General features: G+C 61.6%; 13 protein-coding genes and 1 pseudogene. 8 read left to right on the plus strand and 6 right to left on the minus strand.

The features are described from left to right. Nucleotides 1–170 precede the first annotated feature (170 nt). The 3 genes and pseudogenes from L6R44_RS19060 to L6R44_RS19070 form a co-directional block, all read left to right on the plus strand. The gene (locus L6R44_RS19060) at nucleotides 171–2,534 is read left to right on the plus strand and encodes a fimbria/pilus outer membrane usher protein (protein WP_237425101.1); all 2,364 of its coding nucleotides are present in this window, start codon (nucleotides 171–173) and stop codon (nucleotides 2,532–2,534) included. Between the two features lie 73 nt (nucleotides 2,535–2,607). Then, the gene (locus tag L6R44_RS19065) at nucleotides 2,608–3,591 is read left to right on the plus strand and encodes a fimbrial protein (RefSeq protein ID WP_235007398.1); all 984 of its coding nucleotides are present in this window, start codon (nucleotides 2,608–2,610) and stop codon (nucleotides 3,589–3,591) included. A gap of 24 nt (nucleotides 3,592–3,615) precedes the next feature. Further along, nucleotides 3,616–3,714 (plus strand): annotated as a pseudogene (locus tag L6R44_RS19070) (metal ABC transporter permease); the annotation flags it as partial. Nucleotides 3,715–3,735: 21 nt separating this feature from the next. Here the strand turns inward: L6R44_RS19070 and entD are convergent. Next, nucleotides 3,736–4,401, minus strand: a complete 666-nt coding sequence (gene entD / locus L6R44_RS19075) for an enterobactin synthase subunit EntD (RefSeq protein ID WP_237425102.1) — start codon at nucleotides 4,399–4,401, stop codon at nucleotides 3,736–3,738. A 480-nt stretch (nucleotides 4,402–4,881) separates the two neighbouring features. Beyond that, a complete protein-coding gene (locus tag L6R44_RS19080) occupies nucleotides 4,882–7,131 on the minus strand; it encodes a TonB-dependent siderophore receptor (protein WP_237425103.1) in 2,250 nt (749 codons plus the stop codon). 145 nt (nucleotides 7,132–7,276) lie between these two features. Between L6R44_RS19080 and fes the strand changes: the two genes are divergently transcribed. The 3 genes from fes to entF are packed head-to-tail and all read left to right on the plus strand — an operon-like array spanning nucleotide 7,277 to nucleotide 12,550. Beyond that, nucleotides 7,277–8,473: an enterochelin esterase gene (gene fes / locus L6R44_RS19085; protein WP_237425104.1), complete on the plus strand. Its 1,197-nt coding sequence runs from the start codon at nucleotides 7,277–7,279 to the stop codon at nucleotides 8,471–8,473. A gap of 10 nt (nucleotides 8,474–8,483) precedes the next feature. Continuing rightward, on the plus strand, nucleotides 8,484–8,696 hold the full coding sequence (locus L6R44_RS19090; protein WP_237425105.1) for an MbtH family protein: 213 nt from the start codon (nucleotides 8,484–8,486) through the stop codon (nucleotides 8,694–8,696). Beyond that, a complete protein-coding gene (entF, locus tag L6R44_RS19095; protein WP_237425106.1) occupies nucleotides 8,693–12,550 on the plus strand; it encodes an enterobactin non-ribosomal peptide synthetase EntF in 3,858 nt (1,285 codons plus the stop codon). Before L6R44_RS19090 ends, entF begins: the two co-directional genes overlap by 4 nt. Nucleotides 12,551–12,590: 40 nt before the next feature. On the opposite strand, the gene fepC is transcribed toward entF, so the two are convergent. The 3 genes from fepC to fepD are packed head-to-tail and all read right to left on the minus strand — an operon-like array spanning nucleotide 12,591 to nucleotide 15,375. Then, a complete protein-coding gene (fepC, locus tag L6R44_RS19100) occupies nucleotides 12,591–13,385 on the minus strand; it encodes an iron-enterobactin ABC transporter ATP-binding protein (RefSeq protein WP_237425107.1) in 795 nt (264 codons plus the stop codon). Next, on the minus strand, nucleotides 13,382–14,371 hold the full coding sequence (gene fepG / locus L6R44_RS19105; protein ID WP_237425124.1) for an iron-enterobactin ABC transporter permease: 990 nt from the start codon (nucleotides 14,369–14,371) through the stop codon (nucleotides 13,382–13,384). Before fepG ends, fepC begins: the two co-directional genes overlap by 4 nt. After that, nucleotides 14,371–15,375, minus strand: a complete 1,005-nt coding sequence (fepD, locus tag L6R44_RS19110; protein ID WP_237425108.1) for a Fe(3+)-siderophore ABC transporter permease — start codon at nucleotides 15,373–15,375, stop codon at nucleotides 14,371–14,373. Before fepD ends, fepG begins: the two co-directional genes overlap by 1 nt. A 108-nt stretch (nucleotides 15,376–15,483) precedes the next feature. On the opposite strand from fepD, the gene entS reads away from it, so the two are divergent. Continuing rightward, entirely contained in the window at nucleotides 15,484–16,731 is a 1,248-nt protein-coding gene (gene entS, locus L6R44_RS19115; protein WP_237425109.1) for an enterobactin transporter EntS, read from the plus strand. Nucleotides 16,732–16,776: 45 nt separating this feature from the next. Here entS and fepB read toward each other — a convergent pair whose 3' ends face one another. After that, nucleotides 16,777–17,736: a Fe2+-enterobactin ABC transporter substrate-binding protein gene (gene fepB / locus L6R44_RS19120; RefSeq protein ID WP_237425110.1), complete on the minus strand. Its 960-nt coding sequence runs from the start codon at nucleotides 17,734–17,736 to the stop codon at nucleotides 16,777–16,779. 186 nt (nucleotides 17,737–17,922) lie between these two features. Here fepB and entC point away from each other — a divergent pair, with 186 nt between their 5' ends. Beyond that, on the plus strand, nucleotides 17,923–19,098 hold the full coding sequence (gene entC / locus L6R44_RS19125; RefSeq protein ID WP_237425111.1) for an isochorismate synthase EntC: 1,176 nt from the start codon (nucleotides 17,923–17,925) through the stop codon (nucleotides 19,096–19,098). The last annotated feature ends 7 nt before the right edge of the window (nucleotides 19,099–19,105 follow it).

Raw genomic sequence — 19,105 nt, forward strand, 5'->3', positions numbered from 1 at the left:
AATATTAACAACACGCTATGTCACTCGCGCAGGTAAGCAAAGTGAATATTGTTTCTTATTCTCGATATGGTTTTTTCTCTGGCTCGTGGCCTCACCGCGTAAGTCGACTCTCGACGATAGCGCTTTTTATTTCGGGCGTTTTTCCCGCAGGCGCGGGCGAACTCTATTTTATGGCCGATGCGCTTGAAAAAATACACTCGACTTCCCAGGGCATCGATCTGGGCCGCTTCGAGCGCGGAGAGCAGTTACCCGGCACCTACAGGGTAGAAATTTGGCTTAATGAAAATTATATCCGAACGGAAAATATCTCTTTTGTTCCTGTAAACGGCATCGGGCTGGCGCCGGAACTTAATCGCAGAGAGCTTGAGTCGCTCGGCGTCAGGGTCAAAGCATTTCCTGAATTAGCCATGCTGCCGGTCGAGACGATTATTACCGACCCCGGCGCATTCATACCGGACGCTACCGCCCGGCTGGATTTTGACAGGCAGAGGCTGGATATCTCTATCCCTCAATCGGCGCTCAACGCGCGCGCGCGCGGCACCGTTGATCCGTCACTCTGGAACCAGGGCATTTCTGCGCTGCTGGTCAATTACAGCATCAACGGGTCGCGCAGCTGGAGCCGGGACGGTGAGTCGCAGGATCAGCTTTATACCAACCTGCAAAGCGGTATTAACGCGGGGCCGTGGCGCCTGCGCAACTACAGCACCGTGACCAAGAACAACGGAAAACAGTCGTTTTCATCACTGAATACGACCCTGAGCCGCGACGTCCAGTTTTTGAGGGGGCAGTTCCAGGTGGGGGAAACCAGTACCCCGGGCGACGTGTTTGACAGCGTGATGTTTCGCGGTGCGCAGATTTTTTCTGATGACACCATGCTGCCGGAAAGCATGCGCGGCTTCGCTCCTGTCATTCGAGGGATCGCCCGCACCAACGCCACGGTCACCGTGAAGCAAAACGGCTACACGGTCTATCAAACCTACGTGGCGCCCGGCAGCTTTGAAATTCGCGATCTCTATCCTACCTCGGCGAGCGGCGATCTGGAGATTGTCGTCACCGAAGCCGACGGCAGCGTCCAGCATTTCGTGCAGCCATTCTCTGCGGTTCCCGTCATGCTGCGGGAAGGCCGCGTGAAGTATGCGCTGAGCGCAGGGGAGTATCGAACAACGAAGCATGGCGCGGAAACCCCCTCATTTGGCCTGGGCACGCTGGCCTATGGCCTCTCCAATCATCTCACGCTGTACGGTGGCGTTTTGGGGGCGAGCAACTATGCGTCCGGCGTGCTCGGTACGGGTCTCAGCTTTGGCGACATTGGCTCGCTGTCGGCGGACGTTACCGTTGCCGACAGCCAACTTGATGATGAGAAAAAACGCCGCAGCCGCGGGCAGTCCTATCGCGTGCAGTATTCGAAAACGGTGGCCACGACCGATACCACCGTGACGCTCGCCAGCTATCGCTACTCTACGGAAGGGTTTTATACCTTCCAGGAAGTGAATGAATTTAGCAGCCAGCGCTACAACAAGCGAAGCCGACTGCAGCTCAACCTCAGTCAGTCGCTGCAAAGCTGGGGGAACTTTTATATTTCAGCATACCAGCAGGACTACTGGAGCAGGCAGGGCTATGAGCGCAACGTCAGCACCGGCTTTAACACCAGTATTCGCGATATCAATTACTCGCTCGGCTACACCTATAGCGAAACGCCGGGCAAAGACCGTAAGGACCAGATTCTGGCCTTTAGCCTGCAGGTGCCGCTGAGCAAATGGCTACCGCAAAGCTGGGCCAGCTACAGCGTGAATATGCAAAAGAACGGTTCTGAAACACATCAGGTGGGGCTGAGCGGCACCGCGCTTGCCGATAACAACCTGAGCTACCTGGTCCAGCAGGGCTATACCTCGTCGGGCGGGGAGTCGAGAAGCGCCGTAAGTGGAACCTATAAGGGCGGCTACGGCACCGTGAGCGCAGGTTACAACCATAGCCGACAGAATAGCCAGCTGAACTTCGGCCTGCAGGGGGGGATCGTGGGTCATGAACACGGCGTGACCTTCTCGCAGCCGCTGGGAGATACCGTTGTGCTGCTGGAGGCGCAGGGCGCGCCCGGCGTAAGGGTACGCAACAACCCCGGCGTTAGAACGGACTGGCGCGGCTACGCGGTGGTGCCCTATGCCAGCGCCTACCAGGAAAACCGGATTGCGATAGACACCGGCTCGCTGGGACCGGACGTGGATGTGGCCGAATCCGTGGTCAACGTTGTGCCGACGCGTGGTGCCGTGGTGCGCGCCACATTCAACGCGCGAACGGGGTACAGGGCCTTGATAACGCTCCTGTATCAAAACTCGCCGGTGCCCTTTGGCGCAATGGTAAAGCTTAGCCAAAGCGACACGATGAGCATTGTGGGAAGCGATGGCGAGGTTTATATGAGCGGCCTGAATGATGGGGACACTATCACGGTAAGGTGGGGGGCGAAAACCTGCCGCGCCAAAATAACCTTGAACGCCTTACCGGGGAAAATTCAGCGTACCACCGCGGCATGCCGTTAAATTTCTCATGGCCTCAATGCGCATGATGACTTTGGCGAGAGAAGGCCTACGCCTCACCTAAATGAAGGAACTTATGATGTCCACCGTAATGAAAATCGCGACGGCTGCAGTGGGAAGCGCTATATCTCTGAATGCTTTTGCGCTGTGTTCTGCAAACGACGTCGCGGTGAACGTTGATCGGAATATTGTCGTTCAGCGGGATGCGCCCGTTGGAACGGTTTTAGCGACGATAACCACCGTTAACCCCATGACGTGTGATCCTGAGGGCCAGCAAATTGGATATGATGGCTCGTGGTTTATTCAGCTCTCGGGGACGAATGCGGATTATGGCGCCTCGCCGCTGGCGAACGTGCGGGCGACGGAGGTTCCAGGCATCGGCATCCGCTGGAAGAACTTTTCCAGCACCACGCAAAGCAGCGAGTTTGTCACCCGGATGAACCTCAATAATGCGAGCTGGAGGCGAGGGATCCTCCAGAATGGCGTATCAACGTTCACGGATACCTTCGAGCTGATTAAAACCAGCACTACCCCCGCGACGGGCTCAATACCGGCGCTGACGCTAAATATGGAATACAGCACGCCGGTCAGTAATAACATTAAACGCCTGCCGCTTTATAAATATATCTTTTCGCCGATGAACATCAGCACTGCATCCTGTCAGATTCAGGATAAAAATTTGAATATCAATATGGGGATTGCGCTGTTGCCGAAGTTTAACGGCGTCGGCAGCACCCAGAATCCGGTAACGTTTTCCATCCCGCTTATTTGTGGTGAACAGACCGCGGTGAATGTAACGCTGGATAACGTCAGCCCGCTTGCCGATGCTGCCAACGGCGTCCTGGGGTTAAACAGTAGCTCGACGGCAAAAGGCCTGGGCATTCAGCTGAAATATAATGATTCGCCCGTGCAGTTCGGCAAGCTTATTAAATACGGCACGACGACTTCGCCAGGGGAAGTTGTCAATATTCCCTTTAAGGCCGCGTATTACATGACCTCAGCGAATGCGCAATCGGGTTCGGTGAGCGCCACGGCGTCGTTTACCATGACCTATCGTTAACGCTTTATTGGAAATGGCCTCGCATCCGGTCTGTTCTGCGCGGTCCCCACTGTATACCTGAAAGATAACAGCCGAATCAAGCAGGATACGTTTATGGGGAACATTTTTTCCGGCAGGTTCGGTACCCGTTGGTGGTGATCAGCGTTAAGGCACGCCGACAGGAGAGTGTGGCAGCAGGGTGATGGCCTGTTCGCCGTGCTGTTGCCAGTAAAGGGTGAAGACGGTGCCTTTGACATAGCCCGCGCGTTGACGGGTCAACGCCAGCGTAAGTGACTTATCGTCGAGCTGTGTGGCGCTAGCGCTGTCAAAACCCATCCATGAGCGCACCTGCGGGAAGAGGGCCTTAAACAAACTCTCCTTTGCGCTAAACGCCAGCGTCAGCGCCAGCGCATAGGGGTAGCCCGACCGCGTCAGGCACATCGCTTCCTGCGCATCAATGATGCCGTCCTGGATTTCTCGGGCTTCATGGTCTGGAAGAACGGCTTCGCAATCAATACCTACCAGCGCATCTGGATGATGGACGACAACCGCCATCGCCTGCGTGCCGCTGTGGGTGATGCTTCCTGAAAATCCCTCCGGCCAGAGCGGTTCACCGGAGGGGCCGATACCGGGCACGGCGTGGTCAGGCAAGGCGTGCGCGGCGGCGATGCGGCCTGCAAGATGCTCGGCTTTGCGTTTGCGTCCGGCGTTTGAAAGCTCAGCGTGGTGGGGGAGCCAGAGGAGGTCGGCGTCGGTAAAGGTGGTGGGGTCGAAGGTGACGCGGTGAACGGTGCGATCGGCGAGGATGAACGTGCTGTGGGTGGTGTGCATGGTTTCCCCTTTTTCAACGAATAGTGCGGCCTGATGCTCTCACCCCGGCCCTCTCCCACAGGGCTGAGGAATCCCCACAAAGTTATACCTGCACGGACGACCCCCTCTCCCTGGAGGGAGAGGGCTGGGGTGAGGGGGAACATACGGCTGTGGTGGTCATTCAGTTCACGTTATGTTTCTTGCTACTCTGTAACGACACGACCGGTGAACGTGCCAGGGTGGCTCAATCGCCACCTCGCGGTACCTTCGGCTTTTTCCTTCCGGCTTGTCGGGGACGGGCGGAGGAAACGTCCCTGTAAAGCCGCCCTCTCGGCGCATCCATGCGCCTCGCCCCGGCCTACAGAAAACGCCTCAGCGATTTACAGTCGGACCAGGGCATTGCTGTAAGTTATTCATTTATCTGAAGCAATGTTCATCGCTTCAGGAAAAATTACTGGGGATCCCTCAGCCCACAGAGAGAGAGGGAAGTCACTGCCAGTATCAGAATCTCGTATTCACGCTCATATACCACGTGCGGCCCGGCTCATTATACGTATACGCCCCTGCACCATACATATACGCGCCGGTGGTAGCATTCCCGGTCGTCTGGGCATTACCCGCGCGCCACTGGCGCTTGTCGAAGACGTTGTCCACGCCGCCGGTCAGGCTGACGTTTTTGGTCATGTCCCAGGTCGCGCTCAGGCCAACGATGCTGTACGGGCTGACTTCGTCTTTCTCAGAACCGGTTACAGGCTGACCTTTGTAGTTGTATTTCTTCGGCTGCTGCTTGCCGTACCAGGTAAAGGTCGACTGGAGCGACACGTCCTGATGCACCTGCCAGCTCAGGGTCGAGTTCAGCGTGTACTCCGGGATGATCGACAGACGATCGCCGGTCTCCTTGTTCTTGCTCTGCAGCATGTAGGTGATGTTGTTGGTCCAGTTGATGGTGTCGCTGACCGGCACGTTCAGGGAGCCTTCCAGCCCTTCGACCACCGCTTTCGGCACGTTTTCCCACTGGTAGATATCCGTCTGCACCTTACCGGAAGAGGTGTGGCCAATCGGCGCGTAGCCCGCTTCAATCTTGTCGCGGTAGTCGTTGCGGAACCAGGTCACGCCCGCCAGCCAGCCGTCGCGCTTCCACTCCAGACCAATCTCTTTGTTGATGCTGGTTTCCGCCTTCAGGTCGTCGTTGCCCATCATGTAGCAGCCCACGCCGTCGGAGCTGGCGTAGCAGCCCTGGCCTTTGCTGTAGAGCAGGTAGTTCGGGTTGGTCTGGTACAGGCTCGGCGCTTTATAGGCGCGCGCGATACCCATCTTCAGCGTGAAGTCATCCCCCAGGCCCTGCGACAGGTTCAGGGACGGGCTCCAGTTGTTGCCGACGATGGTGTGGTGGTCGAAGCGCAGGGCCGGGGTCAGCATGGTGCTGTCGGTCAGCTCCATGTTGTTCTCGGCGAACAGGGAGAAGATCTCCGCCGAGGTGTACGGGCTGCGGTCGTTGCTCATGCCCGGAATGGCGCCGCCTTGCTGGGTCTGCGTAAAGGAGGTGGAATCCTTCATGCGCTGCTGGTTCCATTCGGTGCCCAGGGTCAGGTTCTGGTTGACGACGAAATCAATCGGCAGGTTGATTTCGCTGTGCAGCATCACGTCGGCCAGATCGGTGTCGGTGAATTTATTGCTGTTGAACAGGCCTTCCAGTCCGCCCGCCAGCCCTTCGCCAAGACGCGAATTGCGGGTATGTTCGTACTGCGCCCAGCTGCTGGTGGTGATGCCGTTATCCCAGCCGCCGTTCCAGGTCACCGCGAAGTTCTGACGATAAATACGGTTGGTCTCTTTGCCGTAGTTCTTCTTCACCAGACCGCTGGAGCTGTTGTCGTTGTTGGTGTTCTGGGTATCACCCGCGTAGAGGTTATTCTGACGGCTGTAGCCCGCCTCAAATTCCAGCGACTGCATTGGCGCGAAGTCCCAGCGCACCACGCCGTTGATGTCTTTATTTTCCACACCCTCACGGCCTGCCGGCAGCGTGTCGGCGTAGGCACCGGTACGATCGGACTGGTGACCCTGGTTGATGTCCCACGCGTCGGCCTGGGTTTTGTCAAGATTGCCGAACATGCGGAAGCTGAAGTCGCCGCCCAGCGGGCCGCTCAGGCTGAAGTTGGTGCGTTTGGTGGAACCTTCGTCCTTGTGCTCCGGCGCGTTCAGGTAGGTGTTCCAGGAGCCGTGCCACTGGTCGTCGAATTTTTTGGTGATGATGTTGACCACGCCGCCTGCCGCACCGTTGCCATAGCGCGCGGCGGCAGGACCGCGGATCACTTCGATGCGTTCGATCATCTCCGGCGGCACCCAGCCGGTATCGCCGCGCGTATCGCGCTCGCCGCGCCAGCCGAGACGGATGGAGTTACGGCTGGTGACCGGCTTGCCGTCGATCAGGATCAGCGTGTTTTCCGGTCCCATGCCGCGGATATCAATCTGACGGTTGTTCCCGCGCTGGCCGCTGGTGGAGTTCCCGGTCAGGTTAACGCCCGGCATGGTGCGGATGATTTCCGCCACGTCGCGCGCGGGCGGGTTTTTACGGATCTCATCGGCGGTGATGGTTGATACGCCCGGCGCCTGCAGATTCTGCTCGGCGGCGGTAATCACCATCGTGTCTTCGTGCTGTGCAGAGGCGGCGTTGTCGGCTGCCATGGCGGGCAGCGCGACGCCATAAATCCCTAAATTGACCAGCCAGGCCAGAGAGTGAATCTTCTTATTCATTGTACGTCCCGCTTTTATGGTTATTTATGAACGCGCTTCCCACAGCGCGGGCAATACGCTATTGCAAATGCAAATAGTTATCAATAATATTATCAATAAAATTTGTCCTGAGACAAAAAAGTCTGTTAAACATGAGGTTATAAGGGTGACGGCGTTAACAACGGGAAGTGAAGCGTGGTGGCAGTCGAAAAACGGGCCGGAATGGAAGCCTGAAAAGGGAAAATATCGCGTCACGTTCTGGTGGCGAGACCCGAAAGGAACGCAAGATTCGTCACCGATCGAACGCGTCTGGCTCTATGTTACCGGCGTGACCGATCACCACCAAAATGCCCGCCCGCAGTCCCTCGAACGCATTCCCGATACCGACGTCTGGCAGTGGCAGGGCGAGTTCAGCCCCGAGTGGCGCGGGAGCTACTGTTTTATCCCTTCCGTGAAAAAAAATGATTTTGCCAGCGTCGTGTTTGAAGGTGCGCAGCCGGACCGCATGGCGCTGCGCGAAGGCTGGCGCAAGCTGCTGCCGCACGCGGTTTCCGACCCGCTGAATCCGCAGAGCTGGCGCGGCGGGCGCGGCCATGCCGTTTCCGCGCTGGAGATGCCGCAAGCGCCGGTTCAGCCGGGCTGGAATCATCCCGATACGCCCCACGGCGCGCCGGTCTGCATCGATTGGGACAGCGCACGCCTGAAAAACCGCCGCCGCGTCTGGATTTTTACCACCGGGGACGACAATCCCGAGCGCCCGCTGGCGGTGCTGCTCGACGGCCAGTTCTGGGCCGAAAGCATGCCGGTCTGGCCCGCGCTGGCGTCGCTCACCGCCGGGCGCCAGCTGCCCCCTGCGGTTTACGTCTTAATCGACGCGATCGACGCAGAACATCGCAGCCGCGAGCTGCCCTGCAACCCCGAGTTCTGGCTGGCGGTGCAGGAAGAACTTCTCCCCCGCGTAAAAAATCTCGCGCCATTTAGCGACCGCGCCGACCTTACCGTCGTGGCGGGTCAGAGCTTTGGCGGCCTCTCGTCCCTTTATGCTGGCCTCAACTGGCCGCAGCGCTTTGGCTGCGTGCTCAGCCAGTCCGGCTCGTACTGGTGGCCGCACCGCGGTGGGCAGCAGGAGGGGCTGCTCATCGGGCAGCTTAAAGCGGGTGAAAAAACCGCACGCGGACTGCGCATCGTTCTTGAAGCCGGGCGCAACGAACCGCTTATCTTCCGCGCAAACCAGGCGATTTACGCCGAACTGCACGCGCAGCAGGTTTACTGGCGTCAGGTTGACGGCGGACACGACGCGCTGTGCTGGCGCGGTGGGCTGACGCAGGGGCTGATGACCCTCTGGCAGCCGCTCATTCACTAACGGAGTCTGTATGGAATTCAGTAATCCTTTCGATAATCCGCAGGGACAGTTTGCCATTTTGCAAAACGACCGGGGGCAGTACAGCCTGTGGCCGCAGCAGTGCGGGCTGCCGGCAGGGTGGCGCGCGGTGTGCGAAGCGCAGTCTCTGGAGGTGTGCCAGCAGTGGCTGGCCGGGCACTGGCAAACGCTTGAGCCGTCTCATTTTGCGCAGGAGAACGCATGAACCGTCTACCGCTTGTCGCCGCCCAGCCGGGCATCTGGATGGCGGAACAGCTGTCCACGCTGCCCAACGCCTGGAGCGTGGCGCACTACACCGAGCTGAAAGGCGATATCGACGCGCCGCTGCTGGCAAAGGCCATTGCCGCTGGCATGATGCAGGCCGATACCCTGCGGATGCGTTTTGCCGAGGAGAACGGCGAGGTGTGGCAGTGGGTCGATGACGCCGTCATGCTGCCGGCGCCGTCCGTTGTTTGCATGGATTCCCACGCCGCCGCCGTGGCGCTGATGGAATCCGATCTTAACCAGAACCTGCGCGTCGACAGCGGTCAGCCGCTGGCGTTTCACCATCTGATTCAGGTCGGTGAAAACCACTGGTACTGGTATCAGCGCTATCACCATCTGGTAGTGGATGGCTTCAGCTTCCCGGCCATTACCCGCCAGATCGCCGCAATTTATGCCGCCTGGAAGAAGGGCAACCCCACCCCCGAATCCCCGTTTACGCCGTTTGCCGAGGTAGTGGAAGAGTATCAGCGCTATCGCGACAGCGAGGCGTACCGGCGCGACGGCGCCTTCTGGGCCGAGCAGCGCAAGCGGCTGCCTTCGCCGGTCTCACTCTCCTCCGCGCCGCTGCCGGGACGCGCCGCTACCACCGATATTTTGCGCCTGAAGATTGCCGCCGACGGCCGCGCCTTTAGCCAGCTTGCTCAGGCGGCAGGACAGGTGCAGCGCACCGATCTGGCGCTTGCGCTGGTGGCGCTCTGGCTGGGCCGCCTGACCGGGCGGCTGGACTACGCCGCCGGGTTTATCTTTATGCGCCGCATGGGTTCCGCCGCGCTGACCGCGACCGGGCCGGTGCTCAACGTCCTGCCGCTGGCGGTCAGTATCGATCCGCAGGAGAGCCTCCCGGCGCTGGCGCTGCGCCTGGCAAACCAGCTGAAAAAAATGCGCCGCCACCAGCGCTACGACGCCGAGCAGATCGTGCGCGACGGCGGGAAAGCGGCGGGCGACGAAGCGCTGTTTGGCCCGGTGCTGAACGTCAAGGTGTTCGATTATCAGCTGGATATCGACGGCGTGGAGGCCATTACCCACACGCTGGCAACCGGCCCGGTGAACGATCTGGAGCTGGCGCTGTTCCCGGACGAGCAGGGCGGATTGAGCATAGAGGTCCTCGCCAATAAGCAGCGTTACGATGAAGCGACGCTTTCCCGTCACGTGGCGCGCCTGAACGCGATGCTGATGCAGTTTGCGGCCAACCCGGACCTGCGCTGCGGCGAGGTGGAAACCGTTTCAGAGCAGGAATATCAGCAGCTGGCGCGCATCAACGATACCGGGCTGGCGCTGCCGTCCACCACGCTGGCGGATAGGGTGGCGGAGCAGGCGAGCAGGACGCCGGACGCCCCCGCGCTGGCGGACGCGCATATTGAACTCAGCTATCGCCAGATGCGCGAGCAGGTCGTCGCGCTGGCAAACCTGCTGCGCGAACGCGGCGTAAAGCCGGGCGACAGCGTGGCGGTGGCCCTCCCGCGCTCGGTGTTCCTGACGCTCGGGCTGCACGGCATCGTTGAAGCCGGTGCCGCGTGGCTGCCGCTGGACACCGGCTACCCGGACGATCGCCTGCGGATGATGCTCGAGGACGCGAAGCCCTCCCTGCTGATTACCACCGACGAGCAGCTTCCGCGCTTTAGCGATCTGTCGATTACGACGTTTAGTTACAACACACTGTTACCGACCGCGGGTGCTGAACCGCTGCGCCTGGCGAAGCCGGAGCAGACGGCGTACATCATCTTTACCTCGGGTTCGACGGGCCGCCCGAAAGGGGTAATGGTGGGGCATACCGCCATCGTCAACCGCCTGATGTGGATGCAGGATCGCTATCCGCTGAATGCGAGCGACGTGGTGGCGCAGAAAACGCCGTGCAGCTTTGACGTGTCGGTATGGGAGTTCTGGTGGCCGTTTATCGCCGGGGCGAAGCTGGTGATGGCCGAGCCGGACGCGCACCGCGATCCGCAGGCGATGCAGAGCTTCTTCGCCCGCTACGGCGTGACCACCACCCACTTCGTGCCGTCGATGCTGGCGGCGTTTGTCGCCTCCCTGACGCCGGAAAACGTCGACTGCTGCAGGACGCTTAAGCAGGTGTTCTGCAGCGGCGAAGCGCTGCCGACCGAACTGTGCCGCGAGTGGGAACAGCTCACCCGCGTGCCGCTGCATAACCTCTATGGCCCGACCGAAGCGGCGGTGGACGTCAGCTGGTATCCGGCTTACGGCCCCGAGCTGGCGGCGGTGGACGGCAATAGCGTGCCGATCGGCTTCCCGGTATGGAACACGGGGCTGCGCATTCTGGATGCCATGATGCGCCCGGTGCCGTTCGGCGTGGCGGGCGATCTCTACCTCACCGGCATTCAGCTGGCGCAGGGGTATCTGGGACGTCCGGACCTCACCGCCAGCCGCTTTATCGCCGACCCGTTTGCCCCCGGCGAGCGGATGTACCGCACAGGTGACGTTGCCCGCTGGCTGGACAGCGGCGCGGTGGAATATCTGGGCCGCAGCGACGATCAGCTGAAAATTCGCGGCCAGCGCATCGAGCTGGGTGAAATCGACCGGGCAATGCTTGCCCTGCCGGACGTAGCCCAGGCCGTGGCGCACGCCTGCGTCTTCAACCAGGCAGCGGCAACGGGGGGCGATGCCCGCCAGCTGGTGGGATACGTTGTCTCCGAATCCGGCTTACCGCTGGATCGCGTCGCGCTGCTGGAATTGCTGAAGGCGCAGCTGCCGCCGCATATGGTGCCGGTGGTGCTGCTGCAAATCAGCGCGCTGCCGCTCAGCGCGAACGGCAAGCTCGACCGCAAGGCGCTGCCGCTGCCGGAGCTGACCGGTAAAACGTCAGGACGCGCGCCACACACGGACACCGAAATCGCCGTCGCGCAGGCGTTTGCCGCGCTGCTGGGCTGCGAGGTGAACGACATTGAGGCCGACTTCTTTGCCCTCGGCGGACATTCTCTGCTGGCGATGCGCCTGGCGGCGCAGCTCAGCCGCACGTTCGCCCGCAAGGTCACGCCGGGGCAGATAATGGTCGCCTCCACCGTGAGCAAGCTTAGCGCGCTGCTGGACTCGCAGATGAGCGATGAACAGGCGCAGCGTCTGGGGTATGAAACGCTTCTGCCGCTGCGTCAAAGCCATGGCCCAACGTTGTTCTGCTTCCATCCGGCGTCCGGCTTTGCCTGGCAGTTCAGCGTGCTGGCGCGCTACCTCGGCCCGCGCTGGTCAATAGTCGGGATTCAGTCACCGCGCCCGGAGGGGCCGATGCAGCAGTGTGCGGACCTGGACGGGGTGATCGAACATCACCTGAAAACGCTGCGCGCGCGGCAGCGGCAGGGGCCGTATTACCTGTTCGGCTACTCCCTCGGCGGCACGCTGGCGCAGGGGATCGCCGCCCGCCTGCGCGAGCAGGGTGAAGAGGTTAAATTCCTCGGCCTGCTGGATACCTGGCCGCCGGAAACCCAGAACTGGTCAGAAAAAGAGGCCAACGGCCTCGACCCGGCAGTGCTGGCGGAAATCGAGCGCGAGCGTCAGGCGTTTATCGCCGCCCAGCAGGGGCAGGGCTCAAGCGAGCTGTTTAACGCGATTGAAGGCAACTACGCCGACGCGGTGCGGCTGCTCACCACTGCGCACAGCGCGCGCTTTGACGGTAAGGCGACGCTGTTTGTCGCCGAACGCACGCGAACGATGGATCCGCAGGCCGCCTGGGCGCCGTGGGTGGCAGAGCTTGAGGTGTACAGCCAGGACTGCGCCCACGTGGACATCATTTCACCGCAGGCGTTTGAGAAGATAGGGCCGGTGTTGAAGAATATTTTGGGGTAACGTCAAAAGCGCCGGGTAAGGCGTAGCCGCCACCCGGCAATTACCGTCGACCTAACGGCACCACCAGCGGCGTACCCGCCACCGGATCGTCGATTATCATGCAGCGCATACCGTAGATCCGCGCGATCAGATCCGGCGTGACAATCTCTTTCGGCGCGCCCTGCGCCACAATCTCCCCGTCGCGCAAGGCAATCAGGTGCGTGGCGTAGCGGCACGCCTGGTTTAAATCGTGCAGCACCGCCGCCAGCGTGTACCCCTGCGTGCGGTTCAGCTCGCTCAGCAGCTCCAGCAGGTCTATCTGATGGCTGATGTCGAGCCAGGTTGTCGGCTCGTCCAGCAGCATGATCGAGGTCTCCTGCGCCAGCACCATCGCAATCCACGCGCGCTGACGCTGTCCACCGGAGAGGGTGTCTACGCTTTGCAACGCAAGGTCGGTGATGCCCGTCGCCTGCATCGCGCGGTTCACCGCCTCGTCGTCCTCTTTGCGCCAGCGGGTAAACAGCGGCTGGTGCGGGTAGCGCCCGCGGGCAACCAGTTCCTGCACCGTGATGTCCCCCGGCGTGGTGGCGTTTTGCGCCAGCAATCCGATGCGCCTGGCCACCTCTTTGCTGGCGAAGCGCTGGATCTGCTCCCCGTCCAGAAACACGCTCCCTTCAACCGGCGTCATCAGGCGGCTCAGCGTGCGCAGCAGGGTCGACTTCCCGCAGCCGTTCGGGCCGATAATCGCCGTGAAGTGGCCGTCCGGAATAGTGACGGATAAGTCACGGGCAATGATTTTTTTGTCGTAGCCAAGGGTAAGGTTTTCGCCGCGCAAGCGGGTGGTTGTGTCTGTCATTTCTTGCGTGACTCCTGAACGAGCAAGACGATGAGGTAAATGCCGCCGAGGCTGACGGTTACCACGCCCACCGGCAGTTGATAAGGCATAAACAGCCGCTGGGCGCAGAGGTCGGCGGCCAGCAGCAATAACGACCCGCACAGCGCCGCCTGGGCGAGTCCCCAGCGCGCGGTGCCGCTAAGCCGCCGCGCGATGTGCGGGGCGACGAGAGCAATAAAGGAGATTGGCCCGGCAATCGCGGTGGAGGCCGCGGTCAGCAGTACGGCGACCAGCATCAGCATCAGGCGCGAGCGTTCAACGCTTACCCCCAGCGCGCAGGCGCTGTCGTCGCCCATCTCCAGCAGGCGCATGCGCCGCACCAGCAGCAGCGCGCCGATAAACATCAGCAAAATCAGCGGCGCGGCGGGCCAGGTTTTGCCCCACGTCAGGCCGTTGAGGGAACCGGCGTACCACAATCCGGCGGAGAGCGCGGTGTCCAGCGAGGCCTGCAGCAGAAGCCAGGTGTTAAAGGCCATCAGCATCGCGCGGATGCCGATCCCGATGATGATCAGACGGAAGGTGTCGATACCGTTGCGCCAGGCCAGCAGCCAGATAAGCAAGGAAGTGAGAATGCCGCCCGCCATCGCCGTAAAGGTAATGGCCGTCAGGTGCTGACCAAACAGCACCATCGCCACCAGCACGCCGCTCCAGGCCCCGGTATTCAGACCCATGACGTCCGGGCTGCCGAGCGGGTTGCGCATCAGCGACTGGAATATCGCACCGCTCACGCCGAGCGCCGCGCCGACCAGGATCGCCATCGCCACGCGCGGCAGTCGCCACTCCGTCACCACCAGGGTGATGTTGCGCGGCGCGCTGCCCGTAAGGGCGTGAAAGATCTGCCCGAAATCAAGCGTTACCGCGCCGCTGCGCAGGCTCCAGACCGCCAGCAGCAGAATGGCAATGCTCAGCAGCGAGACGCTGGTGATTAAGCGACGGGACGGAGCCATCATGCACCCCCTCCGCGTTTACGGCGGACCAGGAATATCAGCACCGGCGCGCCGATAAAGGCGCTGACCACCGAGACGCGCAGCTCGCCGGGCACCAGCAGGCGCCCCAGCACGTCGGCAAGCAGCAGCAGGGCCGGGGTTGCCAGCAGCGCGACCGGGAGCGACCAGCGGTGATCCGCTCCCACCAGCCAGCGTGCCATATGCGGCATCATCAGGCCGATAAAGGCGATTGGCCCGACCACGGCGGTCGCGCTGCCGCACAGGACGGTGATGGCGAGCAGGCCAATGAGCTGCGTGCGGGCCACCCGGTTGCCGAGAGCGGTGGCGGTGTCGCTGCCGAGGCTCAGGCTGTTGAGCGCCCGGCTTAAAAGCAGCGCCACGGCGGCGGCGATGATAACCGGAAGCGCCACCACTTTTAAGGTTTCAAGGGTGCGGATGTCCAGCGAGCCTGCCTGCCAGAAGCGCAGCTGGTCGTAAACGTCCGGGTTGAGCAGGGCGATGCCGTTGGATAGGCCTTCCAGCACCGCCGCAAGCGCCACGCCCGCCAGCGTCAGGCGTACCGGGCTGAGCTGACCGCCGCCCTGGCTGCCGGTAAATGCCACGACCAGCGAGGCGGCCATCGCGCCGCAAAAGGCCATCACCAGCTGCTCGGACGGAGAGGTGAAGCCGAACAGCGCCGCGCCGAGCACGATGGCAAAGCTGGCACCAGAGTTGACGCCGAGAATGCCGGGGTCTGCCAGCGGGTTGCGGGTGAGGGTTTGCATCAGGGCACCGGCAAGGCCGAGCGCGCCGCCGGCCAGCAGCCCGGCGAGCGTGCGCGGCAGCCGGGCGTCGAGCACGATGACGCAGTCGGCGCTCTGGCAGGTACCGGAGAGCGCATCAACAATAACGGACGCGGGCAGCGGCTTCGCGCCGACCAGCAGGCTGAGCGCAACCGCAAGGATTAACAGCAGCAATAAAACGGGCACGGCAATGGCGCGCACCGAAAAAGGGGAAAACGACATAGCAACATCCATGAATTGATAATGATAGTGATTATCGTTATCTATCTTGTTTGGCTATGTTAGCATGTGCGCCCATGGAATGGGTAGAATTACACTCAAGGCTTTGTCATGAATCAAAAATCCTGGCTGCTCAACCTCAGCCTGCTCAAAACGCACCCGGCCTATCGCGCCGTGTTTATCGCACGCTTTATCTCCATTTTGTCCCTCGGGCTGCTCGGCGTGGCCGTGCCGGTCCAGATCCAGGCCATGACGCACTCCAGCTGGCTGGTGGGCTTATCCGTCACCTTAACCGGCGGGGCGATGTTTATCGGCCTGATGGTCGGCGGCGTGCTGGCGGATCGCTACGAGCGTAAAAAGCTGATCCTGCTGGCGCGCGGCACCTGCGGCGTGGGCTTTATCGGGCTGTGCCTGAACGCGATGCTGCCGGAGCCGTCGCTGATCGCGATTTATGCCCTGGGGCTGTGGGACGGCTTTTTTGCCTCGCTGGGCGTGACGGCGCTGCTGGCGGCCACCCCCGCGCTGGTCGGGCGTGAAAACCTGATGCAGGCGGGGGCGATCACCATGCTCACCGTGCGCCTCGGCTCGGTGATTTCGCCGATGGTGGGCGGCCTGCTGCTGGCGACCGGCAACGTGGCGTGGAACTACGGCCTGGCGGCAGCGGGGACCTTCATTACCACGCTGACGCTGCTGCGCCTGCCGCTGCTGCCGCCTCCGCCGCAGCCGCGCGAGCATCCGCTTAAGTCCCTAATGGCGGCCATTGGTTTTCTGTTCAGCAACCGGCTGATTGGCGGCATTGCGCTGCTCGGCGGCCTGCTGACTATGGCGAGCGCCGTGCGCGTGCTCTACCCGGCGCTGGCGGGCGAGTGGCGGATGGGCGCCTCGGAGATCGGCATTCTCTACTCCGCTATTCCGCTCGGCGCGGCGTGCGGGGCGCTGACCAGCGGCAACCTGGCGCAGAGCGCGCGTCCGGGGCTGATTATGCTGCTTGCCACGCTGGCCTCGTTTATCGCCGTGGGTTTCTTTAGCCTGATGCCGGTGTGGGCGCTGGGGGTGATGTGTCTGGTGATTTTCGGCTGGCTGAGCGCCATCAGCTCACTGTTGCAGTACACCCTGATCCAGACCCAGACGCCGGAAGGGATGATCGGGCGCATCAACGGCCTGTGGACCGCGCAGAACGTCACGGGGGATGCCATTGGTGCGGCGATCCTCGGCGGGCTGGGAGCCGTCATGACCCCGGCGGCATCGGCGAGCAGCAGCGGGTTTGTACTGGCGATTATTGGCGTGATTTTATTGGTGACGCTGGCGGAATTGCGTCGGTTCAGGCAGGAGAGTGTGTTGAACGACGGTGCGGGCTGATGCCCTCACCCCGGCCCTCTCCCACAGGGAGAGGGAGGAAAATGCCTACTTAAACAACGTATTCAATCTGTCTAACACCAACATCGCGCTGTAATAATCAAGGCGGAACGTCTCCGTGCCCAATGCCCACACGCGCTTGTTCTGCACCGCAGGCAAATGCGCCAGCAGCGGGTTGGCGTAAATCGCCGCCACGTCTTTCTCGTCACCGGCAAACACGAACAGCCCTTCGCCGTTCAGCCCCGTCGCCAGGTTTTCTCCACCCAGCTGAATAATGTCGTGGCGTTTCCCCTGGCTTTGGGAGGTGTGCAGCCCGGCGGGCAGCTCCGCCAGCGTAAAGCCCAACTGGTGCAGCAGCTTGCCCTGCGCGGATTCCGCGGTCCACAGGTTGGCGCTTCGCGCGGCGGCGGTGTAGACGATGGCGTTGACCGGCTGCGGCGGCAGCGTCATCTGCTGTTTCACCTGGGCGAGCCGTTTATCAAAGGCGGCTATGCGCCCGGCGGCCTGTTTTTCCTGTCCGGTGAGGGTGCCCAGCTGGGTCAGCAGCGCCTGCCAGCTTTTGTCGTCGTAGTTGATGATAAGCGTGGGGGCGATGGCGGAGAGCTGATCGTACAGCGCCAGCGCGGAATCCCCGCCGGTGGCGCTGATTAAAATCAGATCCGGCATTTGGGCGGCCACCGCCTCTGCGCTGGGTTCACCAATGTACAGCCGCGCCACCTTGCGCTGTTTTGCAATATCCCCCCACTGGCGCAGGAAGCCCTGCGCATCCGCCACGCGGTTGTTCGGCGTGGTCGCGCCGCTGGCGATGACCGGTGCGTCAATCGCCAGCAGGGAGCCGGTTAAGGTTACGCTGGTCGAGACAATGCGCGTCGGTTTGCTCTCAAGCGTGTGCACGCCGCGGCTGTCGGTCACCTGACGGGGCCAGTCGGCGGCAGCGGCTGAGGCAAGTCCTAAAACAAAAAGTCCAGGTAAAAGCAGGGTATTACGGAAAAGAGCGGGGAATTTCACAGCGCACATCCTGTTTCTGTTGAAGATAATGCTTCTCATTTTCATGGTTGCGGCAACGGGATGCAAGCGTTTGTCGCAGAAGTTGTTTGCCCGACGGTTGACAGCGGGGCGCTGTGGGATTAGGTTAGCCGACGAAAATATAAATGATAATCATTATTGCTTCTTTTATCGTTTGTGGAGGATGATATGGACACGTCCCTGGCTGAGGAAGTTCAGCACGCCGCGACCACGCTGCCGTCAGACAGCTTTTTCTTTATGTCGCCTTACCGCAGTTTTACCACGTCCGGCTGTTTTGCTCGCTTCAGTGAACCCGCCGTCGGCGGCGACGATCCGATGGGTCACTTCCAGCAGAAATTAGCCCTGGCTTTCCGAAATGCAAAAGCCAGCGGTATTGCTCACCCGGTGATGGTGGGAGCCATTCCCTTTGATACCCGCAAGCCGTCGTCGCTGTTTATTCCGCAGCGCTGGCAGAGCTTTTCCCGTCCTGCACGACAGCAGTCCGCGCGCTATTTTTCCGGCCTGCAGGCGCTGAAGGTGGAACAACGCACCGAGATCCCGCCGCAGACCGTGTTCGAAGAGATGGTTGCTCGCGCGGCGTCGCTCACCGCCACGCCGCAGGTCAACAAGGTGGTGCTGTCGCGCCTGATTGATATCGCGACCGACAAAAGGCTGGACAGCGGTGCCCTGATGGAGCGCCTGATCGCCCAGAATCCGGCGAGCTTCAACTTCCACGTGCCGCTGGAGGACGGGGGCGTGCTGCTGGGCGCCAGCCCGGAACTGCTGCTGCGCAAAGAGGGCGCGCATTTTAGCTCGCTGCCGCTGGCAGGCTCCGCGCGCCGCCAGCCGGACGACGTGCTGGATCGCGAGGCGGGCAACAAGCTGCTGGCGTCCGAAAAAGATCGCCACGAGCACGACCTGGTCACTCAGGCGATGAAGGCCATTCTGGCGCCGCGCAGCCATCACCTGAGCATGCCGTCTTCTCCGCAGCTCATCACCACCCCGACGCTGTGGCACCTGGCGACGCCGGTAGAAGGCGAGGCGCGTGAAAACGAGAACGCCCTGACGCTGGCCTGCCTGCTGCACCCGACCCCGGCGCTGAGCGGCTTCCCGCATCAGGCGGCGAAGGAACTGATTGCCGAGCTGGAGCCGTTCGACCGCGAGCTGTTCGGCGGCATCGTCGGCTGGTGCGACAGCGAAGGCAACGGCGAGTGGGTGGTCACCATCCGTTGCGCGCGTCTGCATAAAAATACCGTTCGCCTGTTTGCCGGCGCGGGCATCGTGCCCGCCTCCTCGCCGGTGGGCGAGTGGCGCGAGACGGGCGTGAAGCTCTCCACCATGCTCAACGTGTTTGGCCTGCACTAAGGAAGAC

It is taken from the genome of Enterobacter cloacae complex sp. ECC445, from assembly GCF_021892025.1.
GTDB classification, from domain to species: Bacteria; Pseudomonadota; Gammaproteobacteria; order Enterobacterales; family Enterobacteriaceae; genus Enterobacter; species Enterobacter chengduensis.